Consider the following 26521-nt stretch of genomic DNA (forward strand, 5'->3'; position numbering starts at 1 on the left):
CTGATTTTTTCCTAATGTTTTGTGATTTTGTTGATTGCATGAATAAGCACTGCCAAGCAACTGACAATTTGGATAACAGATCCCAAGATCAGCGATATCGCTGCCCCCCGCAGTCCCTGAGTGGGAATTAACCACAGACAAATTAGGGCTGAACTAGCTGTCACCACCATAAACAAAGGCATTTGGACACGGAAGTACCGCGCTGCGGTTATACCGTAGCCCAGAAAGTATGATACGTAATTAATCCCCGCTGCTACCATCAGCAACACGAACACATCCACTTGCTGAGCATACTCAGGATCATAGAGAAGGGTGAGGATCGGTCGCCCAGCTACCACCGCCACCACCACACCTGCACTACCCAGCCCGAGCGCAATTCCCACTAACTTGAGGAGCAACGTGCGGAAACTTTTACTATTGCCTGCTGCGTAGTATTTCGCAAGTCGGGGACTGACTGACTGTGCCAGGGCACTAATCACCATTTGACCTGCCACTATTAGATAGGACAAGGCGCTGAAAATGCCCAGTTGATGTGCGCCTAAATAATGCTCGATAAAATAGCGAGGAATATTAATGTTTAGGGAGATCAGCATCATTACGAAACCTAGCGGCACAGATAGCCATAGCAACTTGGTTAAGGTTTTGAGATGCCAGCGCCGTAGCAACTTATTTTTTGGTTGGGATATGGGGTTTTCATCTGTATTTGGCAACTGTTGAGGGGAATTCGAGAGTTTGTCCTCCTCCCCTTGTCTTTCCGTCTCGATTTCATCCGCAGGCGGGGCATTGAGCAAAAATATACCGCTGGGGATGTCGTAGCTGACCAAAACGAAAGCCCAGGCAATCGCCAATCCCACCGAGCCTACGAAGACGCTGCCTGTCAGGTATACTCCGGCACCTAACATTAACAGGGACAGGGTGCCTCTGAGCATCAAGGACAGGGAAATGCGATCCATTCGTTCGTGGTGTTGGAGCAGTCCGTAAAATATATCGCTGATCGACTCGAATGCTTTGGCGAAAGCGAGCGCGACGACAACCAGCAATATATCCCAGCTATATCCAGAACTGATGGTAATTACGAAGATGATTAGAAATGCAAGCGCAGTGCCGATCAGCCGCAGACTCAGATAATCGCTAAACAAATACTCTTTTCTGGCATCGGTTGCCTGGATCGATCGCAGTTGCAGATTTGTCAGCATGAATACAGGTGCTGTCACGGCAAGACCCAAGGTAAATTTACCCACCATTTCAGGACTGCCCAATTTAGCAAGCACCACCAACATCCCCCACTGGGAAGCCGCATAAACGAGATTGCCAGTGAAAGTCCAGGAAAAATTCCGGCGTAATGTTAGTGGTTTCAACTGTTGCATTAGTAACTAATTACCTGCTTGCTAATTGGTGAATTCCCAATCGTGTATTTTCCATTTCAAAGTTATTCACAAATGCCCCATTAACTTTTAACAGCCATAGCCCCCATCAATTTTTCTACCTTATAGCCTTCTACAGGCTTAGAGAAAAAGTATCCCTGTCCGTAGACGCACTTCATAGATTTTAGCTGAGCTATTTGCCAGCTTGTTTCTACTCCTGTGGCAATCATGCCCATACCTAACTCTTGAGTTATGGCAATAATTTTGTTAAAAATTTCTAAGTTGGGGTTGCTAGCATCAAGCCCGCTGACTAGAGAGCAATCTAGCTTCAAACTGTCAAATTTCCCATACTTCAGCCGCGTCAATTGGTAGAGCTGAGTTAATGATACATCACTAAGACCACAGTGGTCGATTTGTACTTGCACACCTAAAGTTTTAAGTTTGAGAAAAACAGACCCAGCCAACTCGGAATTTTCCGTCACAACATATTCAGGAATTTCTAACCTCAAACTCGGAGCATCAAGATTTGTTTCTTTCAACATTTTGGCAATCGTCTCTATTAAGTCAGCTTGGAAAAACTGTTTGCTAGTCAGATTCACGCTAACTGTTAAAGGAGCGTTAAGACGAAATTGCGACTGCCAAATCCGCATCTGGCTGCAAGCTTGCCGCAGTACCCACTCCCCAATAGGAACAATCAAGCCGGTTTCTTCTGCCGCTGGTAGGAATTCGTCTGGCCAAAGCAAACCTCGATTCGGGTGCTGCCAGCGCAACAGCGCTTCAAAACTACTAATCTTATTAGTTTCCAGGCAGACGATCGGCTGATAGTAAATCCGAAACTCCTCATTGGCAAGAGCCACCCGCAAATCATTCTCTAACTGCACAGATGCTGCACTGCTAATCTTTGCTGGAGCGGTTGTTTCTGTGGCTGTATTTGCGGGCAAATTGGCTGTTGAATATCCGGGTACGTACTCAGGCACTAACTGCTGTAACATTGAGACTATTAAATTGGTATCATTGCGATCGCCCGCTTGACAAAGGGCTTCTACTTCCTGGTCAATATTTTCTTTCACTAGGCGGCAGGCATTGCCAAGACTGAGAATTTTTTCGTGTTTAGTGCGGTTGTATTTCTCGCCCGGAATAAACAGTTCTTCAAACAATTTTTCTCCCGGTCGCAGCCCTGTAAACGCGATTTCTATGTCTTTGCCCACTTCATATCCTGAGAGCCGAATCAAATCCTTTGCCAAATCAACAATTCTGACTGGTTCTCCCATCTCCAGCATGAAAACTTCCCCGCCATTGCCGATCACTGCTGCCTGCAAAACCAGTTGAACTGCTTCGGGAATTGTCATGAAATAGCGAGTGATATCTGGATGGGTAATTGTGATCGGCCCGCCCTCAGCAATTTGTCGTTTGAAAGTAGGTACGACGCTACCGCGGCTGCCAAGAACATTACCGAAACGAACCACTACAAAGGGGTTTTGGCTTTTTTGGGCTGCTTGCAGCACCAGCATTTCGGCAACTCTTTTGCTAGCTCCCATAATGCTAGTTGGATTCACCGCTTTGTCGGTGGAAATCATCACAAATTGTTCCACATTGTATTTCAATGCCAGATCCAGCAGATTTTTCGTCCCCCGAACATTGTTAGTAATCGCTTCCGGCGGGTTTAATTCCATCATGGGTACGTGTTTGTGAGCTGCCGCATGAAAAATGATGTCTGGTCTCACTGTTAGAAAAACGTACTCTAAGCGATCACGAAAGCGAATATCGGCCATAAAGGCTGTCACGCGAGTAATATCTGTTTGGGTTTTGCTTGTCTTTTTGAGTTCTGACAGGACTTTTCCTAATTCTTGTTGAATGTTGAATACAGAATTTTCTCCGTGTCCGACGATGATAATTTCCGCAGGCTCGCACTTTAATATTTGGCGACAAAGTTCGCTGCCGATGGAGCCGCCCGCACCGGTAATTAGAACTTTCTTGCCTCCAATCAATCCCAAGACTTTCTGGGTATCGGTTTGGATGGGGGCGCGGCGGAGCAAGTCCTCAATCTGTACTTCTCTGAGGCTACCTAAACTGACGCGACCTGTGATGATTTCATTGAGGCCGGGGAGGGTGCTGGTTGGAATTCCAATTGACTGGCAAATTTCTACGATTTCCCTAATCTCTTTTCCCGGAGCTGAGGGGATGGCAATCATGACTTTGCCGATATTTAGCGATCGAACTACTTCCGGAATGTTACAGCGATTGCCGACTACAGTCAGTCTGCCAATCTGCTTGGAGATTTTTTTGGGGTCGTCGTCAATGAAAGCGATTGGATCGAGCCCTACCTCTGGGCTCCTCTGCATCGTTTGCATTAGAGATGTGCCTGCACTGCCCGCACCGACTATCAGGACCCGATCGCGTTGCTGAACTTTCCACGGTTTTTGGTACCATCTTTCGAGGGATGGAATGCTGAAACGAAGGGCTGCAACTAACAAAAAGCTGATGATAGCGTCTAGTAGCGGCAGCGATCGTGGCAGATTTGCGATCGGCGAATTATTTAGCTGGTAAAGTTGTTGGAACAAGATAATTTCCACTGCTAGGGATATACCTATCAGCATCGTTATTTGTGCCATTTCTTCCAGACCCGCATACTGCCAGTAACGCTTGTACAAGCCCCCCGCATAAAATACTGTAAGCTTGACTGCTAAAAATAATACTGTAACTACCGCTAGGCTCTGTAAGTAGGGAGCCAGATTCAATATACCATCTAAACGAATTGCCAAGGCCAGTAACGGTGCGATCACCAAACAAATTGCATCGATTACCAAAAAATGACGGGTTCTTAATCCCACCAACACTTTGCTAATTTTTTTTATGATCATATTCCTCCGACGCTATGCAGACAACAACTTTACCGTAACTAGATCGAGTACCTCATTCTGAGGTATTTTTTTATACCACCCTGTCCCCTGAAATTAATCAACCTTTTAATCGTAGGGCCTCACTCAAGTGACATTATTAAGGATTGATTATCAAGAATCTTTCCCTTCTCTTAATTTCCTTTTTAAGAGTATTTTTTTGAGATGAAATTATTAGATGCCGCGTTATTACTGCGTTTATCTTCTCCTACTACTGGTTCCATAGCCCATAAGTTTACAATTATTTACTTATTTATAACCAAAATATATTTCTTTAGGGGGATGGCTAACAACATTTGTGTTAAAACCATAACAGTAATTGACTTAAGTGATACAGTGGATATCCTCAATAATGAGTTTAAAAGCCTAGGGCGTGTTTTCTTGCCTCGTTGGATCCTCGAAAATAGGCGAGCTCCGGCAAGGAGTCTTGACGAACCCTTGGAGACTTAAGTACCGAACAGTGGGAGAAGTTAAAACCGCTACCTCCACCGCTCCAACCCAAAACGGGTAAGCCTGCGTCATAACCACTGACAGGTTGTGAATGGCATCGTCTGGATACTTAGAACCCGGTCTGCGTGCCAAGACCTGCCAGAAGGTTATAGCAAGTGGGTGCATCGTGGGAACACGGTTTTATCGGTGGCACAAAGCCGATATTTGGAAACAAGTCTTAGAATGCCTACAAGCCCATGCTGACAAACTCCGAAAGCTAGACTGTCCGGTTCATTACGTCGATTGAACCGTGATTCGTGCCCGCCAACCCTCGGCTATGGTGGAAAAAAGAAGGCGAATCACAGGAAAAACTAGGCCGTTCTCGTGGTGGTTTTAGTACCAAAATACAGATACGTTAAAGTGAGGGTAAAGGTAAACCTATAACTTTTCTTCTGAGTCGCTTGTCAACGTAACGAGTCAATTTTTTTAGAACAATTGATGGAACAATGAGCAGTAAGCGCATTCTGGTGCAGGTCGGCCGCGTCAATCCCCTGAAAGAGTCGTAGGAGACAAAGGCGCTCGCAGGTCGTCGCATCCGTAGTTATCTAAGTCGCGCCCGGTATCCGTTTTACCATCCCAGGACCTTCAAATGAACTACGTCGCCGTATTTTTAGCCGTGAAATCTACCGTCAACGCAAAATAGTTCAATGTGCTATCAACCGACTCAAGCAATGGAGACGTATTGCTATCGGATATGAGAAATTGGCTGCAAATTATACAGCCATGATTACGATCGCCTGCATGATGTTGTGGTTATAGTTTGAAAACACGCCCTAGGGTGTTAGAGTTTACAAAAAATCATTTTTCGGGAGTAACTGATGGAATCAACTGAAAGTGGTATTGGATTTCAGGAATACTGGCAGATTCTGAAGCGCAGGTGGCTGCCAGCCTTAGCTGTATTCGCCTCGGTTGTTGCACTCACCACCTACGCCACGCTGAAGCAAAAAGCAGTTTATGAAGCAGAAGGAAAGCTGTTATTTAAGAAAACGACTCCTGGCTCTGCTTTAACAGAATTGGGAAAAGAAATCGGACAGTTGACTCCTGCTGCAGAGCAAAGTAACCCTCTGACTACCGAGATCGAACTGATTCGTTCTCTAGAAAATGTCGAAAAAACTATAAATAGGCTTCAGTTAAAAGACGAAACAAGTAATCCTCTGAAAACAAAAGATTTTTTAAAAAAACTGACAGTAGCTACTATTCGGGGAGCTGATATCCTAACGGTTTCATACAAAGACCAAAACCCGAAAATAGCATCCGATGTCGTAAAAACCCTGATGAAGTTTTATATAGATAACAATCAAAAAGTGAATCGCCTAGAAGCTGTGTCTGTTCGACAGTTTATTGAAAAAAAACTGCCTAATTCAGACCAAGCTATGCGGAAAGCAGCGGCAGAACTGAGCAAATTTAAAGAAGATAATAAAGTTGTAAATCTTGAAGAAGAAGCTAAATCAGCAGTGGCAGTTATGGCAGGACTAGAAAGTCAAATCGACCAAGCTAAGTCTGATTTGCTCAAGACCAGTGCTAAGTCTAAAGCATTTGAAAATGAATTACAAATGAATCCCCAGCAAGCATTGACCGCCAGCAATCTCAGCCAATCTAGCACTGTGCAGGAAGCTCTCAAAGAATACAAACAAATAGAGCGGCAGTTAGCAATTGAGCAAAATCGCTACCTGGATAATTCGCCTATAATAACTAGGTTAGAAACTAAGCAAGCTACTCTGAAAGCTTTACTGGACCAACAAATACAACAAGTTTTAGGCGGGCAACAGCCGTTGCCAAATCAAAGTTTACAGATAGGAGAGGTGAAACCAAAACTGATCGAAGAATTTATCAAGGTAGATGTAGAACGCCAGGGTTTGGCGGAGCGAGTTACTATTCTCTCAAATGCTCTAGCTGGCTACAAGCAGCGGGTAAAACTTTTGCCGAAGCTAGAGAAGGAAGAGCGAGAACTAGAAAGAAAACTACAAGAAGCCGAAGCGGATTATCAGGAATTGCAAAAAAAACTCCAGCAAATTCGGATTACTGAAAATCAGCAAGTGGGGAATGCTCGGATTATCCAACAGCCGAGTGTTCCGGAAGAACCAGTGCGTTCTCGCAAGTCTTTATTGCTGGTATCGGGCAGCTTGTTGGGAACTCTGCTGGCTATAGCTTCGGCGCTGCTTTTAGAGTCTCAAGATAAGTCTGTAAAAAGTATTGAAGAAGCGAGAGAATTGTTTGGGTTTACTTTGTTGGGGGTGATTCCTTTTCATAAAAAGCCTGACAAAAATACTCGGCGCAATTCCAGACGGCTTAAATCTACTTCCCTGGATTTAGAGCCATCTCCCCGACAGATTGTTGTTAGGGATACTCCTAATACTTCGAGCAGTGCTGCTTACCGAATGCTTCAGGCAAATCTGAGATTCCTGAGTTCTGATAAAGAGCTGAAAGTTATTGTTGTCAGTAGTTCGCTACCGCAAGAAGGCAAGTCTACTGTATCGGCTAATTTGGCTGTAGCTATAGCTCAATTAGGACGGAAGGTTTTGCTGGTAGATGCGGATATGCACTGTCCTGTTCAGCATCGGATTTGGGAACTTCCGAATCAAGTAGGCTTGAGCAACGTGATAGTCGGACAAGCTGGGTTTGGGGATGCGATCGCCCAAGTCATGGATAATTTAGATGTGCTCACTTGCGGGGTGATTCCACCTAACCCAATGGCTCTGTTGGATTCGCAGCGAATCACTTTATTAATTAAGCAATTTTCGGCTAGTTATGATGCAGTGATCGTGGATTCTCCTTCTTTGAATGTTGCTGCTGATGCTCTGATTCTCGGAAATAAAGCAGATGGGATTTTATTGGTAGTGCGGCCTGGTGTTCTTAATTCTGGTACTGTGGCTTTTGCGAAGGAGCTGTTGAAGAAATCAAGCCAGCACGTTTTGGGCTTAGTGGTGAATGGAGTAAGTCCTAAAAACGAACCGCACAGCCATTACTATTTTACCAATGAATCTTACGCTCAAGAGCAGAGTCCTGGTATCAATAGAATAACGAATAACCAGTAACCAATAATCAATAACAACAGTTAACTGTTGTTATTGATTATTGGCAGCCGCACTCCGAAAGTCGAGCCGAGTCCTTCCCCAGGACTTTCGGCCCAGACACTGCCGCCGTGGAGTTCCACGAGATGGCGGACGATCGCCAATCCCAGTCCCAGACCGCCGTAATTGCGCGTAGAAGTGCTGTCAGCTTGGCGGAAGCGATCGAACACAAAGGGCAAAAACTCCTTGCTGATGCCAATTCCCGTATCGCTGACAACGATCGAAACAGAGTGAACCGGAGACGGCCCAGACAACATGCCGTCACCCGCTGCTCCCGGTTCCCCATCCTCCGAGAGCGTGATTTCCACGCGACCCGACGGCGGCGTAAACTTAATAGCATTCGAGAGCAAATTCCACACCACCTGCTGCAAACGAGTAGCATCGCCCCTCACCAAGCTCACCCCTTCGCCACAAAAACTCACCAATTCAATTCCCCTAGCTTCAGCATCAGGGCTCAGCGTCTTCAGCGCTGTTTCTACAATCCGCACCAAATCCACCGGGAACACCTTCAAACACACTTTGCCGCTGACAATCCGGGAAACGTCCAGCAAATCCTCAATCATCTGAGTCTGCAACCGCGCGTTTCGCTCAATAGTCTCCAAACCAACAGCCGTTTTTTCGGCACTCATCTGGCGCTGCCGCAGCATCTGCGCCCAGCCCAAAATCGCGTTCAGAGGCGTCCGCAACTCGTGAGAAAGCGTTCCCAAAAACTCGTCTTTAATCCGGTTGGCTTCCGCTGCTTCCCGGTAAAGCCGCGCATTGTCGATTGCCACCGCCGCATCTCGCGCCAAATCCTCCAGCAAAACCAAATCGCTCTCCCCGCAGCGACGGCCAGATTCCCCGCACAGCAACGAAATCGCTCCCAGCGTCCGCCCGCGAGCGATTAGCGGCACGCAGATTGCCGACAGTACCTGGGATTGGGATCGCAGCACCAACTGCAGTTCCCTGTCGGGCACAACCGCCTCGATCACCCATTGCGGTATTTCTGGGTAGAGCTTCGACTCACCAGTCCGTAGCACCTTTGCTACTCCGTGCCGTCCCTGGGGGTCTAGCGGCATACGCCGATCGATTTGCCAAAGCAGAGCGACTTTGCTCGGATCTGAGTGAGCAACTGCTTGCAAGCGGATCGAGCCGTCGGCATCGAGCAAATGCACACAGCACCAATCACCCAGCCCCGGTACTGTTAAATCTGCCAAACCTTGCAGCGCCTTCTCGTAATCCAGGGAAGCCGACGACAGCAAAGCCAAAGCTTGAGCGTTAAAATAGGCTGTTTGGGCCAATCGCTGGCGATCGTCAATATCGGTACAAGTCCCGAACCATTTGAGAATTTTCCCTTCAGCGTCCAGCACGGGCAATGCCCTACCCAGATGCCAGCGGTAAGCTCCATCAGATGCCCGTTTAAAGCGGTATTCCACCTCGTAAGTCTTCCCCGTCTGCACCGAGGTCTTCCAGCTTTCTACAGCATCTTCCACATCATCTGGATGCAGGGCTAGCTGCCACCCCCAGCCTTGAGTTTCCTCCAGCGTCAAGCCGGTATATTCAAACCAGCGCTGGTTGTAGTAGTCGAGCCAGCCGTCGGCTGTGGCAGTCCAAACTATTTGTGGGATGGCTTCAGCGAGGACGCGGTACAACTGTTCGCTGGCTTCGGCTTCGCGGCGGGCGGCCTGTTCCCGCGCCAATGCCCAATTCCGCTGTTCTTCGGCCTCTTTGCGAGCGGTGATGTCGCTAATTACGCCGATCCATTTGTAGGGATTGCCTTGTTTGTCAAGCACTGCTTTGCCCCGATCGATCCAGTGGAGCAAGCGACCCCGCTGGCACTGAACGCGGTATTCCTGAAAAAATGGGGCGGCAGAACTGTCTGGCGCACTCAAATACCGATCGACTGCGACCAAAACTCGCTCCCGGTCGATCGGGTGCAAGATACTGTTCCAAGCTGCTCTTGTCCTCGGAAATCCGCCTTTTGCGTACTCCAAATGTTCGTCTACGTGACCGAACCACAGCACGATGTCAGTCTCGATATCCCATTCATAAATCAAATCGCTGGCACTTTCTGCCGCAATCCGAAACCGCTCTTCAGACTGTCGCAGCACTTCCAGAAATTTAAAGCGTTCCGTCACGTCCAAAACCAGAGAAAGCACCGATATCAACTGTCCCGAATCGCTGTAAAAAGCCGAATTGTACCACTCGCAGTGTACCAACGAACCCGACTTATTATAATTGCTGTTGCGAACTACATTGCACCGATTTTCTGGTTTTTTTAAACTATAAATTACCGACTTTACCTCTTCTAAATCGCCCGTAGAAATAAAGTTCCATTCGCTAAAATGCTTGCCTAAAACTTCGGTTGATTCCCATCCAAAAATCTTTTGGGCTGCCGGCGACCACCCTCTGAGACGAAAGTTTTCATCCCACTCAATCACCGCTAGGGGGGTATTTTCAAAATGAGAAGTGAGTTTTTGCAACGCCTCACGCAGGGATGCTTCTACTTGCTTACGCTCAGTAATATCGCCAAAAGAAATAGCAATGCCGTCGCCCAATTTAACGGTCATAATCCGAAACCAGCCGATAATGCCTTCGCTTTCGCTGTTGTAATAAATCTCGGTATCGAGGGGAATTCCTGTTTCTAAAACTTGGACGTAACGGTCGAACAAACCGCTATCTTTATGGCCTGGCAGCACTTGCAGCAATCGCTTGCCGATTAATTCGCCCGGGGTACTCTGCTGAATTTTTGCCGCTGCGGGATTGACGTATTCCCATTCAAAATCCACAATTGTGGATTCGTCACGAATGCTGCGAAACACGTTAAATCCGTCTAGAGATAATTCCTGAAAAACGCGGAAGCGTTCTTCGCTTTCTTGCAGCTTGCCTACGGTGTCAAGCAGGAGATCCTCGACTCGCTCGCGCTGTGTTATTTCTGCAAGCAATTGCTGGTTAATTTGCTGGAGTTCGGTTGTGGGGGATGCGACGGAATTTGTAATATCAGAGTTGGCTTGCAGTCGATCGACCTTTTGGGTTTCCAGCGCCGTATTTGCTGGTAAAGAGGCCGCCCCAGCCAAAGCCAACACTTGAGAAATCGAGGGTATCAGGGACGCTACAGCCCACAAAGAGATGATAGCGGTTAAGGCGGCGATCGAACTTGACAGCCAGTAGCTGGGATGCACCAGCATCCAAACTTGCATCAAGTGAGTTGTCCCGCCGCAGAAAAACCAGGCTCCCAATAGGAGAAACCCCTTGCTCAAAGGCACGTCTCGCTGCTTCCGGGCATAGTATGTCAGAAGTGCTGGAATTGAATAATAAGCCAAGGCAATTAACACATCGCTGACCGCGTGCAGTCCCATCAACTGAGGTTGCCACTGGCAACAGCCATCTTGGGGAATAAAATTGTGGTTAAATGACATAATCTTAATAAATGGCAGCATTTCGGCTTTCCTGTGCGATCGATCCTAGTTGCACTTGTGTTGCTGACCCGCTAATTTCTAGTTTATACACAAAAAAACAGAAAACAAGAGTGACTTTAGTCCGGGGAGGAAAGTTCACAGCAGGCTTTAACCTGCCTGCAATATTAGTACATTAATTGAGAGGTAGAGGGAGAGTGAGGTACTATAATTCCCAAGGAGGTACGAAATTAAATGCTATCTTTTGAATTCACAACTTACGGAAAAACAGAACAATTAAACTCAGTTGATGAAAGGATTACTAGAGTGCCGTTCATTGAAACGGTTTAGCTAGAAACTGGCAATATTCGATAAATCCATCTTTATGGAATCTATTTTTTGATAATTTTGCAGATTCAGAAATCCCTTCAACATAGGAGAATCGACCTTTACTTGGAGGCTCAGAAATCCTGCCGCAGCAGATTGATGCTTAGATCGCAGCATCCCCGCCTCTGGCCTCGGAATCAAAACTAATCTGTACCTGTATCAAAGTCTACTAAATTCTGCTACTAAATCGGTTAATGTCACAGATTATCTTCCAGTAAAATTTCTGAAACCATCTCTCTCGAATTAAACCTCCATGCGCTTAGAGCAGCTTCAAGCATTTCTTTCAGTTGCTGAAACTGGTAGCTTTCAGCAAGCGGCCCGGAAGTGTGGCGTTACCCAATCGACTATTAGCCGCCAAGTGCAGGGATTAGAAGCGGAAGTGGGTTTGTCGCTGTTTCACCGCACGGCCCACGCGAAACTGACTGTGGGAGGGGAATGCCTGCTACCTCACGCTCGCAAAATCTGTCAGACTTGGCGAAATGCTGCTGAAGAATTGGGAGACTTACGGGCGGGAAAGCAGCCGGAACTTTGCGTGGCTGCGATTCATTCGGTTTGCGCTGCTTATTTGCCGCCTGTGCTGCAAAAGTTTTGCCGTGACTATCCAGACGTGCAATTGCGGGTGACTTCTCTGGGGAGCGATCGAGCCCTGAAAGTCCTCAAAGATGGTTTGGTGGACATAGCAGTGGTGATGAACAACCGCCATTTTACTCACGCCCCGGAAATGTTGGTTGAGGTGCTCTACAATGAGCCGATCGAGGTGTTGATGGCGGCGGGTCATCCCCTGGCCCAGTACGAACGAGTACCTTGGCCGGAATTGATTTGTTACCCGCAAGTGGTGTTTAAGGACGGGTACGGAATGCAGCGGATGGTGCAAGAACAATTTGGACGCATGGGTGCTAAACTTCATGCTGTTTTGGAACTCAACACTCTTGATGCTTTTCGGGGTGTGGTGCGACAGGGAGAGTTGATTGCTTTGCTGCCGCATTCAGCTTTGGTGGACGCGAAGGGCGATCGCACTTTAGCCGTTCGGTCGATCGCCCAAGAGCGCTCAAATTCCAAGGTTTCGACGATCGGTCAATTGGCCGCAGATCCTACTTGGACTCGCGAAGTGGTGTTGGTGACAACTCACGATCGAATGCAAATTCCGCCGATCGCCCATTTCTGGAATCTGGTACGCGAATTTGTGCCCCCATTTGATGTAATCAAGCTAGAAAAATCAGGGAGTTAATACCATTTTATATTTTATATTTTAGATTGGGAATGACTGATGAAATAAGGGTTTGGACATTTCCAACAATTGCCTTCTTTTTGGGAACTGGTATAATTCGATAATTTTAAATAGATAGTTCTGAAATTTAAATTTAAAACGGTTCAAATACTACCAATTACCCCTTACCAATTACCAACTTCAAATGTTATGAGTGACGCATTTAGAGAATTGCTGCGAAAAATTGGCAGCGGAGTACACACAGGAGAAAACTTAACTCGCTCGGAAGCATCAGCAGCAACGCGGATGATGCTGCTGGGGGAAGCAACACCGGCTCAAATCGGAGCTTTTATGATTTCCCACCGCATTAAACGGCCCACTGGGGAAGAATTAGCCGGAATGCTCGATGCTTATGAAGAATTGGGGCCTATGCTTGCCCCCCCAAACCGAGAAAAAGGGTTTTCCGTCTCTACCGTCGCCGTGTTTGGCGTTGCTTACGACGGGCGATCGCGCACGGCTCCAATTAGCCCTTTAACAGCCCTAATTTTAGCCGCCTCTGGCGTGCCAACCCTCATGCACGGGGGAGATACCATGCCAACCAAGGAAGGCATTCCCCTGATTGAAATTTGGCGAGGTTTGGGAGTTGACTGGAGAAAACTGAGTTTAGAAAAAGTCCAGCAAGTTTTTGACAATACGGGTTTAGGTTTTGTTTACCTTCCCAAGCATTTTCCTCAAGCCGCCGCTTTAGTTCCCTACCGCCGCGAAATTGGTAAACGGCCACCTTTTTCGACAATGGAGTTGATGTGGTGTCCCTGTGCCGGTGACGTTAACGTTATATCGGGCTACGTCCACCCGCCGACAGAAGGTATGTTTCAAAAAGCCTTTGAGCTGCGGGGAATCAAAAATTATACCACAGTCAAGGGATTGGAGGGAAGCTGCGATTTGCCGCGCGATCGTACTGCGATTATCGGCATTGCTAAGCCGGATGCTGAGTTTGAACGAGTGCTTTTAGCTCACGGAGATTACGGTTTTAGCAACACAAATCCTGCCTTTGAATCAGCCCCTGAGTTATTCAAACAAATGCAGGAAGTTTTGCTCGGAAAACCATCGGAATTGATGCAGTCCGCTATCTGGAACGGCGGATTTTATCTGTGGCGCAGCGGAGTTTGTTTGGATATAAACTCTGGTTTGATTGAGGCAGAAACTTTATTAAGTCGCGGTCAAGTCGTGCAAAAACTTGAGGAAGTTAGCCAAGCCGTTAGTATTTTGAGTTGACAGTTGACAGTTGACACTTGACAGTTGACCGTTAACTACTGACTACTTACTACTGACTACTATAGCAATCCTAAATCATTCAGATAAATTTGTAGGGGTAGTGCCCCCGTGCCTACCCCCTATCTATCGGGGCAACCACGGGGGGATTGCCCCTACAAAAATTACGCAAATCATTTAGGATTGCTATAGACATCTCCAATAATTATTGTGGAACAAGCCGGAAAGCCTGTTCAAAATAGGCAATTCTTGCGATAACTACAGACTATAGACTACAGACTACAGACTACAGACTAATGACTAATCATAAAATTGCTGTAATTGTGCTTGCAGGCGGTCAAAGTTCGCGGATGGGTAAGGATAAAGCTTTGCTGGAAATTGAGGGCAAATCCCTATTGCAGCGGGCGTTGGAAGTTGCCACAGTTGTAACCCCCGAAGTTTATGTTCTGACTGCTTGGCCCGATCGCTATCGATCGACCTTAACCGAAACATCCCAATTTCTGGTAGAGTACAATCCGGGCTCCGGCCCTTTGGTTGCATTGACTCAGGGATTGACAGAAATAGCCGCCGAGTGGATTTTACTGTTAGCTTGCGATTTGCCTTTGTTGGATGCTCAGATTATTCAGAATTGGGCAAGTCAGTTAACCGAGTTTCCCCCATCTACTTTAGCAGTTGTGCCTTATCAAAATTCGCGCTGGGAGCCTTTGTGCGGCTTCTACCGCCAACAATCTCTGCCCAGTTTGCAAAGTTTTATGGACAAAGGGGGACGTTCCTTTCAAGTTTGGTTAAATCAAATCTCCGCAATCCCTCTACCTGTAGGGGGACGAGAAGCAGTAATGTTATCGAATTGCAATACATTAGAAGAGTTTGAGCAATTAAAAGGTAAAATGAGTAACGGTTGACTGTTGACAGTTGACTAACTAATGACTAATGATTAATGACTAATTACTAATTACTAATGATTAACCAATATTGGTTGCTTGATCGCAATATAACTTTCCTCAATCACGGCTCTTTTGGGGCCTGTCCAATTCCCGTACTCGAAGCGCAAACCATTTTTCGAGAACAACTAGAAAGAGAACCATTGCGCTTTTTACTGCGGGAATTTGAACCTTTGTTGGATAATGCAAGAAATCAGTTAGCAGCATTTATTGGTGCGGCTGACGAGGACTTGGCGTTTGTGCCGAATGCGACGACGGGAGTAAATGCAGTTTTGCGATCGCTCTGTTTTTCTCCGGGCGACGAATTGCTAACTACAAATCAGGAATACAACGCTTGCCGCAACACACTTAATTTTGTAGCCGAGCGTACAGGCGCTAAAGTAGTAGTAGCAGAAGTCCCCTTTCCCATTGAGTCACCCGAACAAATTATTGAAGCAATAATTAAGTGCGTTTCACCGCAAACAAAGTTGGCATTATTAGACCACGTTGTGAGCCAAACAGGTTTAATTTTTCCCATCAAACAGTTAGTCGGTGAGTTAGCTAACCGTGGCGTGGATGTATTGGTAGACGGAGCTCACGCGCCGGGAATGGTAGCACTGAATTTAGATGAAATTGGCGCGGCTTACTATACGGGAAATTGCCACAAATGGCTGTGTGCGCCCAAAGGTGCGGGCTTTTTATACGTGCGGCGCGACAAGCAAAATGCCATTCGCCCAACTACTATCAGTCACGGTGCTAATTCGCCCCGCGCTGATAAATCGCGCTTTCAATTAGAATTTGACTGGATGGGAACTGTCGATCCCAGTCCCTATTTGTGCGTGCCTGTAGCTATTGATTTTATGGGTTCTTTGTTAAGCGGCGGCTGGCCAGAATTGAGGGCAAAAAATCATGCTTTAGCATTGGCGGGGAGAAAAATATTGGCTGACAAATTAGATTTGCCGCTGCCTTGTCCTGATGAAATGGTTGGTTCAATGGCTGTTGTGCCACTGGCAGACTCCCAGTCTGATGTGGTTGCAAAGGGAGGAATTCCACCTTTGCAAGAGGCGCTATGGGAGATTTTTAAAATTGAAGTTCCGGTGATTCCTTGGCCGGATGCTAGTAAGCAGTTGGTGAGGATTTCGGCTCAGTTATATAATACTTTGCCGCAGTATCAATATTTAGCTAATGCGCTAGTTGAGCTGACGAGAATTTGAGCTGGAGGTTCCCGGAAAGCAAGATCACACCCAGCTACAAACAGTTATAGGTTTGTAGTTAGGTTGTCGCTTCTTAGAGTTGATGAATACAGACTATTTGTCCTTACTATAAACGTAGTAAACGTTATACAAATAGGCACCCTAAGAGTAAAAATTATGCAAGGAATCACCTTTATTCCTTGCATAATTAGAATATTATTCACCTACCATAAAAACGACCACAAAAATATATCTAAAACCCCATAGCCCTAAACTTCGCCAATCCGCCCAAACCGAATAAAGTTTGTAAATAACCCGCTAAAATTCCTAATTTAAAACAGGGTTGTTAAATCGGATAGCGCACAACTTCGGCGCAACAGAATATAATGTATCCACACTTGCATTTTTGCAGACAAAAAAAGGAAATGAAAAGAGGCGAATACCATGTCCAATGCCATGATGGTAATCTACCCCTATCGCGAACAGTACACCTGGGTTTTTGACGACGAGCGAGTTGGACTTGTCCGAGAACCATTTGTTCAGGGCGTCCCCGAAATGATTAACACGCTTGTTGCAGACATTCCCAATGCCGCTCAAGGTTTCCGACTTTTATTTTCAGCCAATCCATTTCCCGGATATCAAGCAGGAATGCTGTGGTTGAAAGCAGAATACGGCGGTAACTGGTATCGGTGGGAATCGAAAAATCTCGAAGGCTGGCTGTGTCCGGCTATGTTCAAATACTTTCCAGAAGCACCGCCCAAGTTTTACTGCAAAGCTGAAAAACTGCAATAATCAACAGCAAGTCAATGAAAAACTTGTCAATTTTTAAAAGAGACTTTGTTAAACCAGTCGATCAAATCTCTCGAAAAAAGCCTAAATTCTTCCTGTATATAGTGGGGCTATTTTTCCTAGTTTTCACAGCCGCCATCTCGGCTACATTGGGGGCAATTACCGCCCTTTTAGCTCCCGTGGAACCCCCAATTATCAATAGAGTATTAGAGGCGACTGGCTTTGACTATCTATCCTCCAACCGCTCTGGATACCGCCTGTCGCGGTCAGTTAATATCTTGATATTGGGAATTGACGGCGTGCCGGAAGCTGTCGCCAATTCCCCTAAGATTTTCGAGGGTCGCAGCGATACCATACTCTTATTGCACCTCGATCCTAGAGATAAATCTATTAGTTTGCTTTCAGTTCCACGAGATACTCAAGTCGAAGAGCCCGGAATTAGCTTCAGCAAAATTAGCGAAGCCAATGCTAGAGGAGGAGCAGCTTTGGCGACGCGATTGGTTAGCAGTATGCTGAACAATACGAAAATTGAACGATACGTGCGAGTCAGCAGTAATGCGTTTCAGGAATTAGTCGATTTGTTGGGCGGAGTTGAGGTATTTGTACCTCGCGCGATGTCCTATACAGATACCGCTCAAAAGTTAAAAATAAACTTAGGGCAGGGATGGCAAACTCTCAACGGAGAACAAGCAGAACAATTTGCTCGATTTCGCAACGATGGTTTAGGAGATATCGGCCGCATTCAGCGGCAGCAATCTTTAATTCAAGCTATTCGGGACCGCCTCGCAAGTCCATCAGTATTGGTGCGCTTGCCACAAATTGTTCGATTGATGCAAAAATATGTGGATACAAACCTAAATTATGAGGAAATATTGACGCTGGCAAATTTCGGTTTGCAATTGGAGCGAGATAATTTTAAAATGGTAATGTTGCCTGGACGTTCTAGTTCAGAAACAGGGGATTTGAGGAGTTATTGGATTGTAGATGCGCTAGGGCGCGATCGCATTATGACACAATATTTGAACCTGGGTGTGCCGGATTTTGAACAAGGACGAATTCGCAATCCCAGCGAGTCCCTGTTGCCCAAAAACCTCAAAATATCTGTCCAAAACGCTTCTAGCAAACCGACAACCGCAAAAAACGTTGCTGAATTTCTCACAAAAAAGGGCTTTTTTAATGTATCTGTAGTGCAGGATGCGCCCCAGAAGCAGCGTCAAAGTCAAATTATTGTTCAGCAAGGCGATTTAGAGGCAGCCAATCTACTGCAAAAAGAGTTAGGTGGCGGCAAACTTGAAGCATCTTCTACGGGTGAAATTAATTCTGACTTGACACTTCGCGTTGGCGAAGATTGGGTAAAGCGATTTTAATTAGTCAACAGTCAACAGTCAACTAAGCTGTAGCGGCATTTAAATTGTCTGTCAAAAAAAATTAAAGTCTTGTGGGGTGGGCGTCCCGCCCGTCCTGAATCTACAATTTAAATGCGCGACAGCTTATGCCCAATTCCCCATTCCCATCATTATGAAAAGCGTTTTCCGAATATTCCTGAGCCTGTTTTTAAGTTTAGTGTTGGCTGTTGGGTGGGTGCTGCTGAGTGCTACTCCGGCATTTGCCCTGCCGAAAACAAATATTAATTACACAAACATTAATTTGTCCGATCGCGATTTTTCCAACTCGGATTTAGCAGGGGGAACATTTGTCGCAGCCGAAATGCGGGGAACCAATTTTCAAGGTGCTGATTTAACTAATGCGATTTTGACTAAGGGAGTTTTGCTGAATGCCAACTTGTCAGGTGCTAACCTCTCCGGTGCTTTGGTAGATAGAGTTACATTCGACGGCGCTAATTTGACGAATGCTAATTTTTCCGAGGCAATTATGACTCGAACTCGGTTTTTTGATGCTGCAATTTCCGGCGCTGATTTTACTGACGCGATTATCGACGCTTATCAAGTGACTATCCTGTGCGAGAAAGCAGATGGTGTCAATCCCGTGACGGGAGTTTCTACCCGCGAAAGTTTGGGATGTCCGTAGAAATTTACAAGTTAAAAAATTCCTGAGTAATTGTTTGATTAGATGCACCTGTAGCGAGGTAAAATACACACATTAAAACCCCTCTCCGGCAAGGCGAGGGGTTTGAGGAAATTTCCAAGTATCGGCTCTATCGAGCGCTACAAATGCCTGTGCTGGCAGTACCAACTACCAAATCGGAATTCAAAAGCAAATCTAAATCGGTGTCAGGATTAACAGCATACAAATCGACTTTATCTCTACCCAAAAATACCCCGATCAAAGTACCGATTCCCGCACCGCCGAGCACCTCTTCAGTTGCGATCGCCCGATCGCCCGTAACACCTGCGATCGCCGCCGCTGCTGCTGCACCCAACGCCGTATTCTTAACCAGATTACCAACATTAACGCCCTTGGTAACAGTTTCTTTCCTAGTAATCACTTGCGAAGTGGCATTGAGAGGCACTCTGCTGCCGTTGATTATACTTAATTCTTGAGCCACAAACTGAACGCCCGAAGCAGTCGATCGCAATTCGCCGCTAATTTTCGAGCCTTCGGGTATCAGCACTTGGCCATTATTACCCGTGATATCCGAAGCAACAGTCAGCGTAATCGGAGATTTGTCATTGGGGGCGAGCAAAATCTTGCCTTTTGCATACTCGATTGGGATAGTCACCCCCCTGGGAATTTGCACAGCAACAGATTCGCTAACATCAATCTTGGCAATGTAAGGAGAATTAATTGCTCTTGCTTGATTGGTACTCACTAATGTTTGATAGATAAAAGCAGCTACTTCAGCTCGCGTTGCTGACTTGTTTGGTTTGAGAGATTTAGGACTGGGATAGCTGACAACTAACTGTTTTTCAGTAGCAGCAGCAACGCTTTTGACAGCATAAGTTTGAATCTCACCCGCATCATTATAGTAGCTGAGAACATCTTGAAAATCGCACGTAGGCTCATAGCCCATTCCGTTATTTAAAGCGACTACAACTTGAACGCGAGGAATCTGCTGTGTGGGCCTGAAAACATTGCCGGGATAGCCAGACATCCATCCCATTTCGTAAGCTTCTGCGATCGCCCCGCTTGCCCAAAAATTAGAAGGAACATCGGCAAACCTTATAGCACCGCGGGTTTTTGCCTTTTTCACAGAACGCACCATTGCCGCGAATTCAGCCCGCGTTACTGGTGCATCCGGGCGAAAACTACCATCGGGAAATCCTTTGATAATGCCTCTTTCTGACAAATCTTGAATAAAATCTTTTGCCCAGTAGTTATTATTAACATCCGAAAAAGCTGTCTGAGCAAAAGCAGGCGCGGGAGTTAGCATCGGCGCTGCGGTTCCGGCAACTGTTCCCAAGGTTAATAAAACAGATGTACCAGATTTAATGCGATGTAATACAGACATTTTTGATTCTCCAATTGACACAAGTTTTTTATTGAGGATAACTAAGCTTTTGATAGGCTGATTGATTCTTCCCAACTTGCTTTTTCCCTCAGTTATGTAATCATTGTTGAATATTTTAATTTTTAGTGCGAGGAAGATACGGTCTTTTAAAATAAATATTTTTAGGGTGATTGGGTAATTTTAAAATGCTTAAATCCCTTAAAATCCTTATGTTGCTTATCTCCCTTATCTACCTGGTTTCTGCAATTAACAGGATTTACGGACAAAGCGGTTTGAGAAGAACTGCGAGTTCCCTTGACATTAGCTCGCCCACATGAGAATATTAGCTCTAGAGACAGATCGCATCCACTAGAAAACAAAAATATGAGTGCAGACGAACATATCTTGCAATTACCTCATATAAGTTTAAAGAGCAGAACACTACTGCCGGAAGAATCTGGAATATATTACGTTGTAGATGAAAACTCCATAATTTGGTACATCGGAAAAGCAAAGAATCTTCGTACCCGGTGGACAGGTGATAGTCACCACAGACTATATCAACTACAAAAGCAACGAAAACAACAGTTTACTATCTACTACGAATTATTGCCGGAATCGCTACTTGATATTATCGAACAGCAGCGGATTGAGCAGTACAGCCCGCAGTTGAATGGAACTAAAGTCAAGGCTAAGAAATTAGCTCCCACAGAGAGATTATTACGGGAAACGTTATTTAGCCTAGCCCCTTACAGTTTTGTATTAGGTGTAGAATCCGCCCGAAAAGAAGACCTTAAATTTATCGAAACTTCTATCTATTGGCAAGATAATTGGAGAGTAAAAAAGGCTGTTTTGCCTCTGACTGTAATACATATTTGCATAAATCTAAGTGAATTAGGCTACAACTTGAACTCAGAAATGCGTTTCCTGAGAAGGATTTTTAGAAAGCGAAGTAATTATTATACTAATTGGGAATTTGCTTATACTTATAAAGGTAAACCCATTTATGAATTAGCCGTGAGAAGATTGTTGGTTAATGGGTTAATTATAGAAGTATATGGAATCGAGCGAGAAGCATTACAATACATTCAAGGGTACGATTTGACTCAACTGGCAAATGTAGAGGTTAGGGCTGTTGATGAAGCTTCTTTAGCCATCCTAAAAAATAAGTGTTTGCTTGGGATTGGAGGGATATCTTTGGCTAAAGATAACCAAGATGACCTATATGAAAGACTTTCCCGCCAGGCTATAGAACGAATATATCCTTATAAACAAGATTTGGTTAAATTACTTTTTAATGAAGAGATAGATTTTAGTAAAAAGCAAGTATTACCAACCAACACAACAACTGTCCGGGATAGTAATACAGGTATGCTTGTAAGGTTAGCTAATCTTGCTAATAAGAAGCAATATCTCGTGGCATTGTTAACGGAACGTGGTAGTGACTTAAATCGTTATGAGGTAAATAAGTATTTAGAGTGCATACCAAAAGATGATAATTACATAGACAGTAGTAGAGATAAAAGAATGATGATATTTGTTAAGCCATTCTTTTGCGATTTAAAAGAACCAATAGGAAAGACAGATGTCAAGTCTGGAGTTTTTCCTATAAGCAACAGCATATACGGTGCAAAAGGGAGGACAACTCAAGGTTCTCAGCATAAAATTTACAAAGAAGTTTATTTGCAAACCACAGTAGATAAAGTGTTTTGGTTGCTGCTAGAAGCCTACTTGTCTGACTTTGCTAAAGTAAAGCTCAACGAAGAAGAAGGATATATAGAAAAAGTGTATGTATCGCCGAGAAGATTTATCACACCCGCTACAGTAACTGTCACTTTAAATGGAAAATGGAAAGCAGATATTCCGTTTGGTTCTAAAGATAATATGTCGTACAAGACAAGTGTAGAGACGATCGCAAGTTTATTACAGGCAAGCGGAATCCCTAAGCTGAAGTTCTCATTCACAGTAGAGTCTATACGCACATAGCTGCTTGCAAAAAAAGAGTAATATCAATTACACAGTTTTTTAGACAAGCTGCATTAAAGGCGCAACAGCCTAGCTGACTACTGACTAATGACTATTGACTAATGACTAATAGAGGCTAGTGGCTCCCAACTTGTCACATCTTCAAATAAAGATTGATAGCCCGCTGCATTGGGATGCAGCCCATCTGCAATCAAGCGCGATCGCCACCAATCACTGCCCCGATTTATCCATTTATCAAAAATATCTAAATAGGGAATTCCCCGCAACTCACAAGCTGATTTCGTTGCCTCTTTATACCGATATTGGTCAGCATGACTGTAATACAAACAATCTTGAAAAGGCATTTTACTTTCATCCACCGGCACCATCCCGACAAATATCACCGGACAAAGTTGTTGGGACAGGTTTAACAAATGATCCAAAACAGTTTTAAAATGTTCAAACTCAGTGTAGCTGCGCCCGGTAGGCGACTGCACTCTCGCCGAATCGTTGAGGCCGACAGAAAGAATAATCGCATCCGGGAAACGGTTTCTCAGTTCGCCACGGTGGCGAAACTCGTTTTCGAGCCGCTGGGAGACTTGATAGGTGCGATCGCCCCGAACGCCCAAATTGTATAAAACGTGTCCTGCACTCTCCGGTAACATCCACTGGCGCCGCAATCTTTCCACCCAACCCCCACCTAAACCGTCGCCGAAACCGTAGATTAAGCTGTCGCCGAAAGCAACCAATTTGAGGGGATGAGAATTTCCCCGATGCAAGTGACCAAAGGAATAGGCTGTTGCTACCTGCATAAGCAATGATACTCAGTTAATAAATTATGAATCTTGACATACTAGACTAGAATGTAACATTACATAAAGTAGGTAGTCTCATGGCTAATAAGCGTCCACCCTTCGATTCTACTCAGCTAACCCGTCGCGCGGAAGAGTTGATTAACGGTGCATCCAACCGCTATCGGATTACGGTGCAGGTGGCGAACCGCGCAAAACGCCGTCGCTATGAAGATTTTGACAATATGGACGACCATCAAATGAAACCTGTAATGCGGGCGATATTTGAGATGTCGGACGAACTGACTCAGCCGGAAATTATCGGAGACAAGTACTAGACTTCTGGAGTTTTGGGTTTTGAGTGGTGAATTGCCAGCAATTTTTGTCAACTCAAAACTCACAACTTTTTCAAACTAGACTTGGGCGCGCGGGAGGAGAAACCCGGTTTATTCCTAGTTCCCTCGTTAACAAAACTCTGATTTTTCTAATAAACCGGGTTGAGGAGTGTAAATCCTAAAATTAGAAACTAGGACATCTGCTTGGGGGTAAGTTTATGAAATTATTCTATTTTTGAAATTTTTGTCAAAACCGTGAATAGATTAAAGCAGGGCTTAAGTTTTCTGTTGGTTACTTTGAGTGTAGCGATTTTCACGCTTTTGAGTTGGGTATTGGAATCCGGGGAACTGAGTATGTCGGCTTTGGAACCTTCGCTGCTGCGGAGTTCTGAGTCTGCCTCAGTGCAGCGGGTGGCTCAACAATCTGCGCCGCCGCAAGTGAGGGTGCAAGATGCGTGGAAATTAGTGTACGAAAAATTGCCGGATTTGCCGATCGAAAATAACTACATTTCTAAGGAAACTGGAAAAGTCGATCCTACCAATACTTTAGTCGGGCGGTTGATTCGATATCACGTATTTGTCAAAGGACGGCCGCCCAATTACCGCTTTGATTGGAAGTTGAGTTTAGCTGACTATTTGGGCGCCACTCCCGATTATTTGGTGGAAAGCGTGTATCCGGGAAAAGACGTTTTGCGATCAAATCCAATGGAACAAGATCGTGCGGCTATTCAAAGGTTAAATAGAGCACAGCGGGATGCTTTGGTTCAAGCTTTGGTTGATGTTTTTACGGAGAATTCCGGGCGTGGGCGCACACCGGCGGCGGGGCAAACACAACAGCGATCGAATTCCCCGGAAATACCGCAGCCACAGCCAGGAGATGCGAAGTTGCTGGCACCTTAATACTCATGGATACAGAAACCGGGTTTTTTACGGAAATATTGCTGTTGACCCTTTAACACAGCTAAAAAACCCGTTTTCTTTCGTATTTATGGGTAAGTTCTACTAATCTAAAATCCAAAATCTAAAATCTAAAATCCCTTAATGGTGGAACGTGTAATTAAAACGGGTGTTGGGTGGCGTTTGGGATGGAACCCGGAGGCCCAGGAGTTTAAGGGTTTGGTGGCTGGCGACGGTTGGGCGATCGAACTCACTGAGGCTGAGTTAAACGATTTTTGCCGATTGTTGGGGCAATTAGCCGGCACAATGAGTCACATGGCCTCTGAGTTAATGGACGAGGAAAAAATAGCTATTGAAGCCGAAAGCGATTTGCTGTGGGTGCAGGTGGAAGGCTATCCCGAAGCTTACAACGTGCAGTTGATCTTGAATGCTGGCCGAAGGTGCGAGGGTTTTTGGCCGGCGGCTGCGGTTCCGACTTTGGTGCAGGCCGCAAAAGTTTTAAAAGTTTTTTGACTTTTTCGGGAATTCTATGCTAAGCTGTTAAAGCTGTCGGGGCGTAGCGCAGCTTGGTAGCGCACTACTTTGGGGTAGTAGGGGTCGTGGGTTCAAATCCCGCCGCTCCGATAGATGGAATCCTTATTTTATAAGGGTTCCATTATTTTTACTAGATAACTCGTTCCTTACCCATTCTCAATAAGGGGTGACAGAATATGACATACTCAGACAATCACTGCGATAAATCTGCGATAAATCTGGGATATGCCAAAAGGCTCAGTAAATATAGAAGTTTTCAAAGATCGGCTGCGACTTGCCTGGTCCTGGCAAGGTAAACGTTTCTGGCTATATCTCGGTTTGCCAGACTCGATCGTCAACCGTAAAGCGGCAAGCATCAAAGCGCGGACGATCGAACTCGATATGACCAGTGGCAATTTTGACCCGTCTCTGGCAAAATACAAACCCCAGAAACAAGAATCCATCTCTGTTTCTGACCTGTTTCACCAATTTATCGAGTACAAGCGCCGGAAAGTTGAGCCTTCTACTTTCGCTAAATATCTTGGACTTGAGAAACACGTTTCTGCGTTTTTCAAAAACAAAAGCACAATTTCTGTTTCTGAAACTGTTGCAGAAAAATTTAGAGATTGGCTGGCACAGAAACTTGAACCCGGTACCGTAAGGGAACGGATTATCATGCTTAATGCTTGCTGGGAGTGGGGCCAAAAAAAGAAGCTGGTTCTCGAAAATCCTTGGGAGGAAGTCAAGGTGAACGTAGCTCCCAAACAACGCCCAGAACCGTTCACGCTTACAGAAATAAGCGCGATCGTCCAAAAATTCCGCTCAAACGAGAATCTGAAACATTATGCGGACTATGTGGAATTCAAATTCGGCGTCGGCCTTCGCACCGGCGAAGCAGCAGCTCTCCTCTGGCGACATTGTTCCCACAACTGCGATCGCATCTGGATCGGAGAAAGTTTGAGTAACGGTGATCGGAAAGCAGCCAAGCGGAATAAAGACCGCACGGTGCCGCTAACTCCACGGCTGCAACAGTTATTACTGAGCCGGCGATCGACTGACTTCCAACCTGATGATTTAATTTTCACCAGCATCGAAGGTAGAGCGATCGATTCCAAAAATTTCTGCAACCGCTACTGGAAACCTGCGCTTGCATCCCTTGAAATTGATTATCGAAAACCTTACAATACCCGACATACGCTAATTTCGCATGGCTTGGAATCTGGCATGAATCCTGTTTCGATCGCAGCCCTCACCGGTCACGATGTGAGAACACTTTATGAAAATTATGCCGGACTGGTCAACCCGCCAAAACTACCAGATTTGTTCCCTGTTTTCGACCCGGTTTCTGATGTTGATTTTGAGGTAAATCAGTGAGATACCTCTCCATAAATTTCTGATGATCCGGATGATTGATATCCCCACCACAAGTTATCAATTGTTCAATCAGTTGTTGATTGTAGAGAACTTTTCCGCCAGGATTTCTACCCCAGTGAATCCCTTCTATAAGTTTGTTTTGGTTTCTGTATCGCAGAAGGGTTCGATCGCTACAATTGAGGATTTTACAAGCAGTTTTAGCATCGCAGAAATTATTCATTTTGATTTGAATTGAGTAAACTTTTGATTACGTTGTCTTTGATCATGTTTTGTCGCATTAGTTCAACTAAGAGGA

Annotated in this window: 19 protein-coding genes and 1 tRNA gene; 14 read left to right on the plus strand and 6 right to left on the minus strand. The window is 45.4% G+C overall.

Translation table 11 applies throughout. The features are described from left to right. Positions 1–11 precede the first annotated feature (11 nt). Positions 12–1367 carry an oligosaccharide flippase family protein gene (locus QUA34_RS24285; RefSeq protein ID WP_333389630.1) on the minus strand — a complete coding sequence of 452 codons (1356 nt, stop codon included), beginning with the start codon at positions 1365–1367 and terminating at the stop codon, positions 12–14. 80 nt (positions 1368–1447) lie between these two features. After that, on the minus strand, positions 1448–4225 hold the full coding sequence (locus QUA34_RS24290; protein WP_333389632.1) for a polysaccharide biosynthesis protein: 2778 nt from the start codon (positions 4223–4225) through the stop codon (positions 1448–1450). Between the two features lie 1343 nt (positions 4226–5568). On the opposite strand from QUA34_RS24290, the gene QUA34_RS24300 reads away from it, so the two are divergent. Continuing rightward, positions 5569–7785, plus strand: coding sequence for a polysaccharide biosynthesis tyrosine autokinase (locus QUA34_RS24300; protein ID WP_333389633.1), 2217 nt, complete (start codon positions 5569–5571; stop codon positions 7783–7785). A gap of 20 nt (positions 7786–7805) precedes the next feature. Here the strand turns inward: QUA34_RS24300 and QUA34_RS24305 are convergent, their stop codons facing one another. Next, positions 7806–11240, minus strand: a complete 3435-nt coding sequence (locus tag QUA34_RS24305; RefSeq protein ID WP_333389635.1) for a PAS domain S-box protein — start codon at positions 11238–11240, stop codon at positions 7806–7808. Positions 11241–11835: 595 nt separating this feature from the next. Here QUA34_RS24305 and QUA34_RS24310 point away from each other — a divergent pair. The 7 genes from QUA34_RS24310 to QUA34_RS24340 all read left to right on the plus strand — a co-directional run bounded on the left by QUA34_RS24310 (position 11836) and on the right by QUA34_RS24340 (position 18991). Beyond that, positions 11836–12810: a LysR family transcriptional regulator gene (locus tag QUA34_RS24310; RefSeq protein WP_333325400.1), complete on the plus strand. Its 975-nt coding sequence runs from the start codon at positions 11836–11838 to the stop codon at positions 12808–12810. A gap of 189 nt (positions 12811–12999) precedes the next feature. Beyond that, positions 13000–14064: an anthranilate phosphoribosyltransferase family protein gene (locus QUA34_RS24315; RefSeq protein WP_333389637.1), complete on the plus strand. Its 1065-nt coding sequence runs from the start codon at positions 13000–13002 to the stop codon at positions 14062–14064. A 293-nt stretch (positions 14065–14357) separates the two neighbouring features. Next, positions 14358–14963, plus strand: coding sequence for a molybdenum cofactor guanylyltransferase (locus QUA34_RS24320; RefSeq protein WP_333325407.1), 606 nt, complete (start codon positions 14358–14360; stop codon positions 14961–14963). A gap of 56 nt (positions 14964–15019) precedes the next feature. Next, complete coding sequence (locus QUA34_RS24325; RefSeq protein WP_333325410.1) at positions 15020–16195, plus strand: aminotransferase class V-fold PLP-dependent enzyme; 1176 nt, start codon at positions 15020–15022, stop codon at positions 16193–16195. Positions 16196–16618: 423 nt separating this feature from the next. After that, a complete protein-coding gene (locus QUA34_RS24330) occupies positions 16619–16966 on the plus strand; it encodes a DUF6717 family protein (RefSeq protein ID WP_333389640.1) in 348 nt (115 codons plus the stop codon). A 14-nt stretch (positions 16967–16980) separates the two neighbouring features. Then, positions 16981–18330: an LCP family protein gene (locus QUA34_RS24335; protein ID WP_333080103.1), complete on the plus strand. Its 1350-nt coding sequence runs from the start codon at positions 16981–16983 to the stop codon at positions 18328–18330. A 151-nt stretch (positions 18331–18481) separates the two neighbouring features. Next, positions 18482–18991 (plus strand): pentapeptide repeat-containing protein, encoded by a 510-nt coding sequence (locus QUA34_RS24340; protein ID WP_333389642.1) that lies wholly within the window; start codon positions 18482–18484, stop codon positions 18989–18991. 127 nt (positions 18992–19118) lie between these two features. On the opposite strand, the gene QUA34_RS24345 is transcribed toward QUA34_RS24340, so the two are convergent. Continuing rightward, complete coding sequence (locus QUA34_RS24345) at positions 19119–20372, minus strand: S-layer homology domain-containing protein (protein ID WP_333389644.1); 1254 nt, start codon at positions 20370–20372, stop codon at positions 19119–19121. Between the two features lie 363 nt (positions 20373–20735). Here QUA34_RS24345 and QUA34_RS24350 point away from each other — a divergent pair, with 363 nt between their 5' ends. Further along, the gene (locus QUA34_RS24350; RefSeq protein WP_333389646.1) at positions 20736–22337 is read left to right on the plus strand and encodes a hypothetical protein; all 1602 of its coding nucleotides are present in this window, start codon (positions 20736–20738) and stop codon (positions 22335–22337) included. A 98-nt stretch (positions 22338–22435) separates the two neighbouring features. Here the strand turns inward: QUA34_RS24350 and QUA34_RS24355 are convergent, their stop codons facing one another. Further along, positions 22436–23128, minus strand: coding sequence for a GDSL-type esterase/lipase family protein (locus tag QUA34_RS24355; RefSeq protein WP_333389648.1), 693 nt, complete (start codon positions 23126–23128; stop codon positions 22436–22438). Between the two features lie 80 nt (positions 23129–23208). Here QUA34_RS24355 and QUA34_RS24360 point away from each other — a divergent pair, with 80 nt between their 5' ends. The 5 genes from QUA34_RS24360 to QUA34_RS24380 all read left to right on the plus strand — a co-directional run bounded on the left by QUA34_RS24360 (position 23209) and on the right by QUA34_RS24380 (position 26226). Then, complete coding sequence (locus tag QUA34_RS24360) at positions 23209–23445, plus strand: DNA-directed RNA polymerase subunit omega (RefSeq protein ID WP_333080095.1); 237 nt, start codon at positions 23209–23211, stop codon at positions 23443–23445. A gap of 252 nt (positions 23446–23697) precedes the next feature. Further along, entirely contained in the window at positions 23698–24342 is a 645-nt protein-coding gene (locus QUA34_RS24365; RefSeq protein WP_333389650.1) for a hypothetical protein, read from the plus strand. A 141-nt stretch (positions 24343–24483) separates the two neighbouring features. After that, positions 24484–24852 (plus strand): DUF1818 family protein, encoded by a 369-nt coding sequence (locus QUA34_RS24370; RefSeq protein ID WP_333325423.1) that lies wholly within the window; start codon positions 24484–24486, stop codon positions 24850–24852. A gap of 37 nt (positions 24853–24889) precedes the next feature. Continuing rightward, positions 24890–24963, plus strand: a tRNA-Pro gene (locus tag QUA34_RS24375). A gap of 135 nt (positions 24964–25098) precedes the next feature. Then, a complete protein-coding gene (locus tag QUA34_RS24380) occupies positions 25099–26226 on the plus strand; it encodes a tyrosine-type recombinase/integrase (RefSeq protein ID WP_333146759.1) in 1128 nt (375 codons plus the stop codon). A gap of 212 nt (positions 26227–26438) precedes the next feature. Here the strand turns inward: QUA34_RS24380 and QUA34_RS30265 are convergent. After that, positions 26439–26521 (minus strand): hypothetical protein (locus QUA34_RS30265; protein WP_445242842.1); only part of this gene is annotated, 83 nt, incomplete at its 5' end.

The sequence above is a fragment of the Microcoleus sp. POL10_C6 genome (genome assembly GCF_036701585.1).
GTDB lineage: Bacteria > Cyanobacteriota > Cyanobacteriia > Cyanobacteriales > Microcoleaceae > Microcoleus.

Excerpts from the sequence above, each read along its gene's own strand:
- QUA34_RS24285 (WP_333389630.1), bottom strand. The coding sequence starts at position 1,367 with ATGCAACAGTTGAAACCACTAACATTACGCCGGAATTTTTCCTGGACT.
- QUA34_RS24290 (WP_333389632.1), bottom strand. The coding sequence starts at position 4,225 with ATGATCATAAAAAAAATTAGCAAAGTGTTGGTGGGATTAAGAACCCGT.
- QUA34_RS24300 (WP_333389633.1), top strand. The coding sequence starts at position 5,569 with ATGGAATCAACTGAAAGTGGTATTGGATTTCAGGAATACTGGCAGATT.
- QUA34_RS24305 (WP_333389635.1), bottom strand. The coding sequence starts at position 11,240 with ATGCTGCCATTTATTAAGATTATGTCATTTAACCACAATTTTATTCCC.
- QUA34_RS24310 (WP_333325400.1), top strand. The coding sequence starts at position 11,836 with ATGCGCTTAGAGCAGCTTCAAGCATTTCTTTCAGTTGCTGAAACTGGT.
- QUA34_RS24315 (WP_333389637.1), top strand. The coding sequence starts at position 13,000 with ATGAGTGACGCATTTAGAGAATTGCTGCGAAAAATTGGCAGCGGAGTA.
- QUA34_RS24320 (WP_333325407.1), top strand. The coding sequence starts at position 14,358 with ATGACTAATCATAAAATTGCTGTAATTGTGCTTGCAGGCGGTCAAAGT.
- QUA34_RS24325 (WP_333325410.1), top strand. The coding sequence starts at position 15,020 with ATGATTAACCAATATTGGTTGCTTGATCGCAATATAACTTTCCTCAAT.
- QUA34_RS24330 (WP_333389640.1), top strand. The coding sequence starts at position 16,619 with ATGTCCAATGCCATGATGGTAATCTACCCCTATCGCGAACAGTACACC.
- QUA34_RS24335 (WP_333080103.1), top strand. The coding sequence starts at position 16,981 with ATGAAAAACTTGTCAATTTTTAAAAGAGACTTTGTTAAACCAGTCGAT.
- QUA34_RS24340 (WP_333389642.1), top strand. The coding sequence starts at position 18,482 with ATGAAAAGCGTTTTCCGAATATTCCTGAGCCTGTTTTTAAGTTTAGTG.
- QUA34_RS24345 (WP_333389644.1), bottom strand. The coding sequence starts at position 20,372 with ATGTCTGTATTACATCGCATTAAATCTGGTACATCTGTTTTATTAACC.
- QUA34_RS24350 (WP_333389646.1), top strand. The coding sequence starts at position 20,736 with ATGAGTGCAGACGAACATATCTTGCAATTACCTCATATAAGTTTAAAG.
- QUA34_RS24355 (WP_333389648.1), bottom strand. The coding sequence starts at position 23,128 with ATGCAGGTAGCAACAGCCTATTCCTTTGGTCACTTGCATCGGGGAAAT.
- QUA34_RS24360 (WP_333080095.1), top strand. The coding sequence starts at position 23,209 with ATGGCTAATAAGCGTCCACCCTTCGATTCTACTCAGCTAACCCGTCGC.
- QUA34_RS24370 (WP_333325423.1), top strand. The coding sequence starts at position 24,484 with ATGGTGGAACGTGTAATTAAAACGGGTGTTGGGTGGCGTTTGGGATGG.
- QUA34_RS24380 (WP_333146759.1), top strand. The coding sequence starts at position 25,099 with ATGCCAAAAGGCTCAGTAAATATAGAAGTTTTCAAAGATCGGCTGCGA.